Genomic DNA, 10,336 nt, shown 5'->3' with positions numbered 1-10,336 from the left:
ATATTTGATAGTTGGGTAGTATCTTTACTAATTTGATTTGCAAAAATTGTATTTGCTAACTCAACTAAATTATCATTTATCACGTTAATAAAAGAAAGGAGTGTGATCTATTATGTCGAAAGGATTTTTACTAGAATCTGATGTTGAAAATCTAGCATTAGACACGCTTAAGCAAGTTGGATATACAGTATATAAAAGTCCAAGCCCTACTTCACCTCATCCAGAAATTGATGCTATGAGGGGAAATGATCATACTATTGTAGTATTGCTTGTAGAAGTAGAGAAAAAACTTAAAGAATTGAATCCGGGATATCCTGATAAAATTTATCGAGAAGCGCTTCGACAACTAACTCGTCTAGCAGATAATCCAGATATGATGATTAATAATCACTATTTTCATAAGCTGCTGATTGAAGGAATCAGAGTTAAAACAACAGTTGGTGGTGAAAATAGGACAGAAGTGTTATATCCAATTGATTTTGATCACGTTGAACGTAACAGCTTTATTGCTACCAACCAATTTACAATTAAAGATAGTCATGAACGTCGTCCAGACTCTACAATTTTTATCAATGGGCTACCGATTGTAACTTTTGAATTTAAAGATGCTGCTAACCCTAATATAAGTATCAACAACGCTTATAGCCAATTACAAACATATAAGGCGGAAATTCCAGAATATTTGAAATATAACGAAATCCTAATTGCTTCAGACGGTATTAACTCAAGAGCAGGATCACTAACCGCAGGATTTGATCGCTTTATGCGTTGGCGTGCTCCTAAAAATGTATCAACTGGGGATGATCTGGAATTAGAGACCATGATTAAATATATGCTGGCTCCAAAGGATCTACTTAATATTATTGAAAATTTCATCATTTTTGAAACTGATGGAGATAATACAATTAAGATTTTAGGAGCTTATCACCAGTATTATATGGTTAATAAGGCAGTTGAAGCAGCCAAGAGAGCTCTTAATGATCCTGACGATAAGCGAATCGGTGTAGTTTGGCATACGACAGGGTCAGGTAAGAGCTTATCAATGGTTTTCTTTTCTAGCATCGTGGCACGCAAACTCAATAATCCAACTTTACTGGTGATTAATGATAGAAATGATTTGGATGATCAGCTGTTTGATACTTTTGCTTCAGCTCATGAATTCTTACGACAAACTCCTGTACATGCAGAAACAAGTGAAGATTTACGAAAGTTGATGGATAAGCAGTCTGGGGGAATAGTCTTTTCAACGATTCAAAAGTTTTCACCCAACTTTGAAAAAGGTGAAACTGAGATGCCTGTACTGACTGATAGAAGTGATGTGGTTGTAATTGCTGATGAAGCTCATAGAACTCAGTACGGGATGAATGCACAATATACGGATAAAGGACTTCGTTATGGCTTTGCTAAATACTTACGTGATGCTCTACCCAATGCTTCTTTTATCGGCTTTACGGGAACTCCAATATCTACTGCTGATAAATCAACAGTGGCTGTTTTTGGTAAGTACATAGATGTTTATGATATTACTCAAGCAGTAAATGATCATGCAACTGTAAAAATTTATTATGAGAGTCATGTTTTTCCATTGAGGCTAAAAGACGGCGCTAATGAAAAATATCAACAATTACTCAGAGAAGCTAACTTAAATGATGATCCGAATATAGAAGGAAATGCACGTCGTAATCGAGAATTTTCTCGACTTGAAGCTTTAGCAGGAGCTCAACCTCGTTTAGAAAGCATAGCTAAGCATTTTATTAGCCACTTTGAATCAAGGCAAAAAGAAGCTTTTGGCAAAGCCATGATAGTGGAAATGTCACGACGAAATGCGGTTCGACTTTACGACGAAATTGTCAAATTACGTCCAAATTGGGAAAATGAAGATCTTAATAAAGGAAAGATCAAAGTTGTCATGACCTCTTCTGCAGCTGATGGACCTGAAATGGCGAAGTTTCAAACAAGCAAAGCGGATCGTCGAATTTTGCAAAAAAGAATGAAAGATGATAATGATGAACTACAGATAGTGCTTGTGGTTGATATGTGGCTTACTGGTTTTGATGTACCATCAATGAATACTATGTATATCGATAAACCGATGAAAGGTCATAATTTGATTCAGGCGATCGCCAGAGTCAATCGTGTTTTTAAGGATAAAGACAGTGCTTTAATAGTTGACTATATTGGAATTGCTGAGAACCTAAGGGATGCGCTGAAAGTGTATTCTAATGACGATCAAGGTCAGGTTGGTATAAATATGGCTAAGGCTTTGTCTTTACTAAAAGAAAAATATGACATTATCACAAAAGATTTCTTGTATGGCATTGACTACTCGGATTTTGATTCAGAAGATGGAAGTACACGCATAAGGGTAACTAGACATGTGGCTAATGAGATTCTTCAAGAAGATGAAGAGACACAGAAGAAGTTTTTAGACGTGGTTACTGAACTACAAAAAGTGTATGCATTAACATCTACATTACCTGAAGCACAAGTTTATGGAAAAGAGATTGCATTCTTCAAGACAGTTAAGGTATTTATTCAAAAATTGAAACAACCGGATCATGCTCCTGATGTTGTTGACTATACAGATGTTAAATTTCAGATGCAACAATTGTTAGATCAGTCTATTATTTCAGAACCTGATGTTGATATTTATAATGAGTTAGGTATTGAGCGACAAAGCATTGATTTAATTTCTGACAAATTCTTGGAATATGTTAGTGATATGCCAGAACAGAATGTTGCCATTGTTTTGCTGGAGAAATTACTTAAAGACAAAATCAAGGCGATGTTAAAAACAAACAAGGTATCATCACAAAAATTTGAAGAAATGTTGAAAAAGTCCATTGATGACTACAATAAACGTGGTGTCACAAGTGAGTTAGTTATTCGTAAGTTAATTGAGATGGCTAAGAAGATAAATGATCAGCAGAGAAAGGGTAAAGACTTAGGTTTGAGCCAAGAAGAAATTGCATTTTATGATGCTTTAGCTGATCATGAAAAAGCTATCAAGGTATTGGGCGAAGAAAAATTACACCTCATTGCTAAAGAACTAGTAAAGTTAGTTAAACAAGAAGCGGGTGTAGATTGGGAGAAACGTCGCAGTATTCAAGCTAAGATGAGGGTTGCTGTTAAACATCTTTTACGTAAGTATGGTTATCCACCAGACATAGCACCTCAAGCGGTTACTACAGTAGTAGAACAAGCAGAGCTGATGGCATCGAATGATTGATCGTTAAAATAGCTATATGCAATGACCTATTAACTATAAAAAAGCGAGTTGACTTAGTTGTCAGCTCGCTTATTTTATTTTTAACGGTGGCGTCTTTGCTAAAGCAATATCATTGGCCTTCAAAGCCATCAAGTAGCGGGAGAGATATAAATTCCGGACGCTACTTTCTTTACCCGGCTTAACTTTGAAAAAGATGCTAAACGTAACATTTTCACCAGTTTGCTGAGTAATACCTACAATGGTTGGTCCGGAGACAATGGTCTTCTTTTCAGGCATAATCTCGCCATTTACCTGTTTGATAATTTTATCTACTTTGGCAAAATCATTATTGGCATCCAATTCCAATGGAATCGTTAAACTCACGGCATTATGGGCCAGATTTTGCACGATACTAATATTGCGATTCGGGATAAAAATCAATGATCCGTCAGAAGCTTTCAAGCGAGTAGTTCTAAGGCCAAGCTGAACAACGGTTCCAGTTTGATTATTGATTAAAACCGTATCGCCAACATCAAACTGATCTTCGCTCAAAATAAAGAAGCCGTTGACTAAATCGCTAACGAATCCTTGAGCTCCCATCCCCAAAGCCAGTGAAAAAATCCCAGCACTTGCTAATAAGGTACCAACCGGGATACCTAAGATTGACAGAACGGCAAACAAATAAAAGAAAATCATCGTATACTGGAAAACGCTATTAATTAAAGCAGCAATCGTCCGAGTTCGTTTGTTTTTCGGATTCACTTTCTTTGAAAGCAGATAGCGCTTGATTAGTTTTTTACCAATGTAAGAAATCAGATAAAAAATCAAAGTAGATAAAAATAGTTGCCAAATAACTTCCGCAAAGTTATTTGCAAGCTTCTCCCAATTGATTGAGAGGGTTTTATTATTAAGATGCAGTAAACTATCCATGGAATACCTCGCTTCTAGTGTCACCATGATTATGACAAAAAGTACGTTAAAAAGCTACTAAGTGCTCAAGTTAGTAACATGTTAAAATTAGGTATAAGTCGTAGAAAGAAGGGGAAAAGATGGAAACCTCAAGTAAAGCTCAAGTCATTGATTGCATCATCGGTTTTGCCGTCGGTGATGCGCTTGGGGTTCCAGCCGAATTCATGCTAAGAGAAGACTTGCAAGCAAATCCTATCACAGGACTGCGTTCTGGTAGAGCTAGCAGTAAAATTTTATGATTCGCTACCAAAATAGCTATTTTAAGGTAAGTAGCGGATTAGTCATAATCACTATAATTAACCCCCATACCGCAAAAGTACACAGCAAAGCTGCAAAGAATAATTTTTTTCGAATGTTTGCTGGCCGATTTTTATCTAAAGCAAAAACTATGCAAAACGAGCCAATGATAATAAAAACAGGTGCAAGCATAAGTAATGCAAATCCCATGATAATCGTTCCTTTCTTGAAGTAAAAGTCTTCTTGAATGATAGCATAAAAATGGGGTAATATGTAGTTATTATGCGGAGGTACATATGTCAAAAATAAAAGTAATGACGGTCTTTGGTACAAGACCTGAAGCAATAAAAATGGCACCCTTAGTTTTGAAGCTTAAGCAAGATGAACGTTTTGAAGAAGTTACGGTAGTTTCTGCACAGCACCGTGAAATGTTGGATCAAGTGCTAGAGATTTTCAAAATTAAGCCTGATTATGATTTCAATATCATGCATAAAAATCAAACTTTGGCAGACATTACTTCTAAAGTTTTGATTGACATGACCAAAGTTATTCAAAAAGAACAACCTGATATTGTGTTGGTTCATGGTGATACTACGACTAGTTTTGCAGCTGGACTTGCCACTTTTTATGAACAAAAGACTTTAGGGCATGTGGAAGCTGGTTTAAGAACTTGGAACAAATATTCCCCTTATCCAGAAGAAATGAATCGGCAAATGACCGATGATTTAACCGATTTATATTTTGCTCCAACAATGTTATCGCGCAAAAATCTCTTAACAGAGAATCATCATGGTGAAAATATTTTTGTTACTGGTAATACCGCAATTGATGCCTTGCAAGAAACTGTCCAACAAGATTATCATCATGACGTTCTTGATCAAATTAAACCAGGTAATCGTGTGATCTTGGTAACGATGCACCGTCGCGAAAATCAAGGCGAACCAATGAGACGCGTCTTCAAAGTAATGAAGCAAGTCGTTGACAGCTATAATGATGTGGAGATTATTTACCCAGTACATCTATCCCCAAGAGTACAAGAAGTTGCCCAAGAAGTGCTAGGAGGAGATCCAAGAATTCACTTGATTGCACCTTTGGATGTAGTTGATTTTCATAATTTGGCAAAACGCTCATACTTTATTATGACCGATTCTGGTGGGGTACAAGAAGAAGCACCAAGTTTAGGCAAACCGGTACTGGTTTTACGTGATACCACTGAACGTCCTGAAGGTGTCGAAGCCGGAACTTTGAAGCTCGTTGGAACCCAAGTAGATGAAGTTAGAACTGAAATGACTAAGTTATTGGAAGATAAGGCAGCTTACGAAAAAATGGCTAATGCCAAAAATCCGTATGGTGATGGTCATGCGAGTGATCGAATTATGGATGCAATTGCTTACTACTTCTCTAATGGAAAAGAAAATCGTCCAACTGATTTTAAATAAGAAATGAAACTTGTAGCTGTACTTAGCGATGAGTTTTTTTGAATTCTAGAACCAAAATAAAGATGCTATAATTATTGCTGAATTATACAAAGCAATGAAAAGAGAATAGCATGTTAAAAAATATTATTTTAGATTTTGGTAACGTTATTATGAATTGGAATCCTGACGAGATTCTGAATCACTATGAATTAACACCAAATGACCATGAACTGTTAAGAAAAACTATTTTTGAATCAGAAGAATGGTTAAAAATCGACGCTGGGGAAATTAATGAGCAAGAAGCAACGGAAATTTTTGTTAATCGCGTACCTGAACCTTTGCAAGCTAAAACCCAGCAAATTATGGCAACTTGGCAAGAAAACGTAGAATTTTTTGAGCCAGTATTTGGTCTAATTGATGATTTGCGCAAGCAAAGCTATAAAATATATGGTTTGTCGAATACCGGGATGCAATTTGCTAATTTTGTAAAAAATTCGAGTCTAGGTGACTACTTTGATGGTTATGTTTTTTCAGCAGAAGAAAAAATTATGAAGCCTGATGCACGAATTTATCAACGGTTACTTGAACGGTATAATTTAACTCCAAATGAAAGTCTTTTTGTTGATGATGTTAAAGCCAATACTGAAGCAGCAGAAGCATTGGGAATGTATGGTTTTACGTTCAAAATTGATAAACTAGGTCAGTTGTACGATTTTATTGAAACACATTCATAATAATTATTCTTGGTAGAGGGTAAAATGACTAAGAAGCAGCGTGGAGTATTGCTTGCAGTGACCGGAGCCAGCCTTTGGGGAACATCTGGGACGGCTGCAGAATTTTTATTCAAAACAACAGGTGTCGATACTTTTTGGTTGATTGGTGTTCGTGCCTGGATTGCAGGAATTATTCTGACAATTTTTATTTATTGGCGCGATGGTAAAAAAGCGTTTGCGATCTTTAAAAATAAGCATGATCTTTTAAAGGGCATAATTTATGCAACTGTGGGTATTATGGGATCGCAATTTACGTATTTCATGACAGTTAAGCATTCCAATGCTCCAACAGGTACTATCTTGGTCTTTTTGGCACCGGTGTTGATTATTGCTTTCGTCGCCTTAAAAACGCGACAAATTCCAAGAAGAATAGATCTTATTTCGGTGATTGTTGCCCTTTTTGGTACAATTATTATGGTAACTGGCGGTAATTTTACGCATTTAGCCATAACTCCTAAAGCCTTATTTTGGGGATTCTTGGCAGCGACAACGCAGGCAATCAGTGTCGTTATGCCAGGTGATTTATTCAAGAAATATGGAACATTGACGATTGTCAGTCTTTCAAGTATTTGGGGTGGAATTATCTTTTCGCCCAGCTTTTTCATGATGCCTGCAATTAAGGCGACGCCACTCAATTGGCTGACAATTGTTTATATAGCTGTAGTAGGAACGGTTTTTGCCTATACTTTGTACTTGTCTAGCGTATTATATATTTCTGCAGGGTTAGCAAGTATTCTAGAAGCTTTTGAACCGTTGATGGCTACGATCCTATCTGTCGGCTTACTTGGTAGCGATTTTGGACAAATGAAAATTTTAGGTGGAATTTTGATAATTATGGCCACGAGTCTACAGGTAATTCCGTTTCAGCGAAGTAGAAAATTGTTGCAGCGAGCAAATAAAGCATAATTATAGGCGAACTAACAGAGTGTTGGTTCGCCTTTTTCTAAACAATGATATACTTGGGTTAAGTATCCTTCTAAATGATTGTGAGGTGGAAAAATGTCTTATAGCCTACCAGAAAGTCGGGAGCCATATTTCAAGATTATGGAATTTTTGGCCGATTTTTATGATGAACGACTAGATTATCGTGAATTATATCGCAATGAAATCGAAGAAAAATTTCAGTCGTGGGGAGCTGCTATCATCCCTGAAAATATTTTAAAACAAAGATTTGGCCAATATCTCTGGTTAGCTGGAAGTTTCAAGTATACAACTAGTGAAAATAGCATCGACTTTACTGAGATGATTTCAGTGATTTATACTCGTTGGTATATGTTAAAAAATGGCCCTACACCAGCAAAAATTCAGATATTTAATAATCGCCAATGGTTTATTGAAGGATTGAAGTATTTACTCGCAATTCTCGAAGATTGGCCCATTACAAAAAACGTAACATCAAATTCGCCTGTGAATGTTCCATATCCCCTAATCGGTAAGATAGTTAAATTGGAGATTTACAATTTTGCACCATATTATGGCTTGACTCATTTTGATCACGAGGATGCGCAATATTTGCGTTTGTCAAAAAGAGAAACTTGCTTTTTTATTGCTAGTATTTTTGGCAATCATAAAATGCGAATTGAACAACCAGAAATTGATGAACAGAATCTAACTAAAATCTTTTCTGGTCTTAGATACTATCTGGAAAAACCGCTAAATTCAATGACGGTACAAAATAATATCACACAGGTAAAAAATTACGTGATCAGAATAACTGATGATCATGAAAATGTCTTTGAGCTAAGTCGTGATCAGCTTCATTGGTTTGAATGGGGATCAATTGAAAGCGATATTTCTGGCTTGATTCGTAAGAATTTGCCAATTAACGATATGTATTTGCTTGATGACAATACTCATTATTTTAAGCGGCTTGTTCTCGATTACCGGCAAAATGATTCGGAAGACAAGGAATCATTAGAAATTGATAACGAAACGGGATTGTTGAGCTACATTAGGATTGAAAATAATGATGATTACGATGAACCAATCAAAGTGGCCTATCGAATTCAGAATCAGGACTTGATAAAAACTTCTTTTGAAGACTTTTGGCTAGCTCATCCAAAAGATAGGCGAGTGGTTGATGAAACCGAAGATAAAAAATATCATTTGTTGGTTGAATATAAAAATTTCCCAACGCTTGATTATGCAGGTATCTTTGATCGCATTGGCTTGCCTGCTAATTTTTCTAATTTGGTCGAAAATCTTAGCAAAATCATGTCAACGTGCACGTTTGGCCAAATTATTGATCCTAAAATCTATGGACGTGGTCGAAAAGACGACACGGAATTTATTGTGTGTGAAGTTACTTTCCAAAAAGGAGGTACAAGATATTCGTATTTAACAAGTGATGAGACGATTAAAATCGGAGACAAGGTGTTCGTTCCAGTTGGTTATAATGGTCAGCAAAAAATAGTCAAGGTAGTTGGAATCAGGTATCTGAATGAAGCAGATTTGCCATTACCTTTAGATAAGCTGAAGTGGATCACTAAAAGAGGACTTGATCCTGACGAAGAGATAATTTTGTAAAAAGCAAAAACACTCAACAAGTTAGTTGATGAGTGCTTTTGTGGGGAGAAAATAGGGGATAAGTAAAAATTATTGGTTAATTTTCTTGATAACTTTGGCAGGAACGCCACCTACAAGTACATTATCAGGAATATCCTTAGTAACGACTGAACCGGCAGCAACTACCACACCATTACCAATCGTTATACCAGGACAAATCGTAACATGTCCACCGATCCAAACATCATTTCCAATAGTTATGGGTTTACCAATACCAAGTCGTTCTTGTCGACCTTACGCAATTAAGGGATGGTTTACAGTATAAATATCAGTATTCGGCCCAATCCAGACATCGTTGCCAATGTTAACTGGAGCAATATCCAATACGGTTAAATTGTAATTGGCTAAAAAATTGTCGCCTACGTGGATATTTTTACCGTAATCAACATTTAAGCGACTATGTACGATTAAGTTTTTGCTAGCAGAGCCGAAAATTTCGCGAGCTTTAGCTTCTTGCTTAGCTGGTTCATTTTCTGGAATTGAATTAAACTCTTGGCACAAAGTAGCGGCTTGTAATTTTCTATTCGCTACTTCTGGATCGTCGACTTGATACCATTCGCCGGCTTCTAGTTTTTCTAATTCAGATTTAGTCATAAAATGCTTCCTTTCTAGTTGACCGATTGATGAAACCATAGTTATACTACAAGTTAAACTATGGTTTAAGTCAAGAAAAAGGTGAATATATGCGATATACTATTAGCGAAGTTGCTGAAAAAATGAATCTAGCTCCTTCAACCTTGCGCTATTACGATAAAAAAGGTTTGTTGCCTTTTGTTGATCGTGATCAAGCAGGAAGAAGAGCGTTTAAAGATAATGATTTGAACTTTTTAGAAGTCATTGAATGTATGAAAAAATGTGGCATGACCATCAGTCAGATCCGAGAATTCATCAATCTGTGCATGCAAGGTGATGCTACGTTACAAACAAGATATGATTTGTTGCGTGATGAGAAAGCTAACGTACAAAAACAAATTGAAGTTCTTCAAAAACAATTGGATTTTTTACATTATAAAATGTGGTACTTTAAAACGTCTCTTTTGGCAGGAACAGAGCAGATTCACATGGTAAAAACTGACGAGGGCGATCGAGTAGATCCAATGATCCACGAACAGTATCAAGCAGAACTAGCTAAATGTCATGATTTGCGAGATTTAATTTAATGAAGG

The 10,336-nt window shown here is 36.3% G+C and carries 9 protein-coding genes and 1 pseudogene; 7 read left to right on the top strand and 3 right to left on the bottom strand.

Going from position 1 to position 10,336, the window contains the following annotated elements:
- Window positions 1–112: 112 nt before the first annotated feature.
- Window positions 113–3,229, top strand: coding sequence for a type I restriction endonuclease subunit R (locus tag BN52_RS06465; protein WP_008473588.1), 3,117 nt, complete (start codon window positions 113–115; stop codon window positions 3,227–3,229).
- A 69-nt stretch (window positions 3,230–3,298) separates the two neighbouring features.
- On the opposite strand, the gene BN52_RS06460 is transcribed toward BN52_RS06465, so the two are convergent.
- Entirely contained in the window at window positions 3,299–4,138 is an 840-nt protein-coding gene (locus tag BN52_RS06460; protein WP_008473587.1) for a mechanosensitive ion channel family protein, read from the bottom strand.
- Between the two features lie 119 nt (window positions 4,139–4,257).
- On the opposite strand from BN52_RS06460, the gene BN52_RS09860 reads away from it, so the two are divergent.
- Window positions 4,258–4,416, top strand: a complete 159-nt coding sequence (locus tag BN52_RS09860; protein ID WP_008473586.1) for an ADP-ribosylglycohydrolase family protein — start codon at window positions 4,258–4,260, stop codon at window positions 4,414–4,416.
- 16 nt (window positions 4,417–4,432) lie between these two features.
- Here the strand turns inward: BN52_RS09860 and BN52_RS06455 are convergent, their stop codons facing one another.
- Window positions 4,433–4,624, bottom strand: a complete 192-nt coding sequence (locus BN52_RS06455; RefSeq protein WP_008473585.1) for a hypothetical protein — start codon at window positions 4,622–4,624, stop codon at window positions 4,433–4,435.
- 86 nt (window positions 4,625–4,710) lie between these two features.
- Between BN52_RS06455 and wecB the strand changes: the two genes are divergently transcribed.
- The 4 genes from wecB (at window position 4,711) to BN52_RS06435 (ending at window position 9,131) form a co-directional block, all read left to right on the top strand.
- Window positions 4,711–5,853 (top strand): non-hydrolyzing UDP-N-acetylglucosamine 2-epimerase, encoded by a 1,143-nt coding sequence (wecB, locus tag BN52_RS06450; protein WP_008473584.1) that lies wholly within the window; start codon window positions 4,711–4,713, stop codon window positions 5,851–5,853.
- Between the two features lie 110 nt (window positions 5,854–5,963).
- Window positions 5,964–6,566, top strand: a complete 603-nt coding sequence (locus BN52_RS06445) for an HAD family hydrolase (protein ID WP_008473583.1) — start codon at window positions 5,964–5,966, stop codon at window positions 6,564–6,566.
- A 24-nt stretch (window positions 6,567–6,590) separates the two neighbouring features.
- Window positions 6,591–7,511, top strand: coding sequence for a DMT family transporter (locus BN52_RS06440; RefSeq protein WP_008473581.1), 921 nt, complete (start codon window positions 6,591–6,593; stop codon window positions 7,509–7,511).
- 93 nt (window positions 7,512–7,604) lie between these two features.
- Entirely contained in the window at window positions 7,605–9,131 is a 1,527-nt protein-coding gene (locus BN52_RS06435) for a hypothetical protein (RefSeq protein WP_008473580.1), read from the top strand.
- Between the two features lie 69 nt (window positions 9,132–9,200).
- Here the strand turns inward: BN52_RS06435 and BN52_RS06430 are convergent.
- Window positions 9,201–9,764, bottom strand: a pseudogene (locus BN52_RS06430) (sugar O-acetyltransferase).
- 89 nt (window positions 9,765–9,853) lie between these two features.
- Here BN52_RS06430 and BN52_RS06425 point away from each other — a divergent pair.
- Window positions 9,854–10,330, top strand: a complete 477-nt coding sequence (locus tag BN52_RS06425; protein ID WP_008473575.1) for a MerR family transcriptional regulator — start codon at window positions 9,854–9,856, stop codon at window positions 10,328–10,330.
- Window positions 10,331–10,336: the final 6 nt, after the last annotated feature.

Source organism: Lactobacillus gigeriorum DSM 23908 = CRBIP 24.85 (assembly GCF_000296855.1).
Classification (GTDB): domain Bacteria; phylum Bacillota; class Bacilli; order Lactobacillales; family Lactobacillaceae; genus Lactobacillus; species Lactobacillus gigeriorum.
The sequence above is the reverse complement of the archived record's forward strand: the minus strand, read 5'-3'. Positions and strand labels throughout refer to the sequence as shown.

What these genes read in the sequence shown, in the direction of transcription:
- BN52_RS06440 (WP_008473581.1), top strand. Translation starts at nt 6,591, where the DNA reads ATGACTAAGAAGCAGCGTGGAGTATTGCTTGCAGTGACCGGAGCCAGC.
- BN52_RS06465 (WP_008473588.1), top strand. Translation starts at nt 113, where the DNA reads ATGTCGAAAGGATTTTTACTAGAATCTGATGTTGAAAATCTAGCATTA.
- BN52_RS06435 (WP_008473580.1), top strand. Translation starts at nt 7,605, where the DNA reads ATGTCTTATAGCCTACCAGAAAGTCGGGAGCCATATTTCAAGATTATG.
- BN52_RS06425 (WP_008473575.1), top strand. Translation starts at nt 9,854, where the DNA reads ATGCGATATACTATTAGCGAAGTTGCTGAAAAAATGAATCTAGCTCCT.
- BN52_RS06455 (WP_008473585.1), bottom strand. Translation starts at nt 4,624, where the DNA reads ATGGGATTTGCATTACTTATGCTTGCACCTGTTTTTATTATCATTGGC.
- wecB (WP_008473584.1), top strand. Translation starts at nt 4,711, where the DNA reads ATGTCAAAAATAAAAGTAATGACGGTCTTTGGTACAAGACCTGAAGCA.
- BN52_RS06445 (WP_008473583.1), top strand. Translation starts at nt 5,964, where the DNA reads ATGTTAAAAAATATTATTTTAGATTTTGGTAACGTTATTATGAATTGG.
- BN52_RS09860 (WP_008473586.1), top strand. Translation starts at nt 4,258, where the DNA reads ATGGAAACCTCAAGTAAAGCTCAAGTCATTGATTGCATCATCGGTTTT.
- BN52_RS06460 (WP_008473587.1), bottom strand. Translation starts at nt 4,138, where the DNA reads ATGGATAGTTTACTGCATCTTAATAATAAAACCCTCTCAATCAATTGG.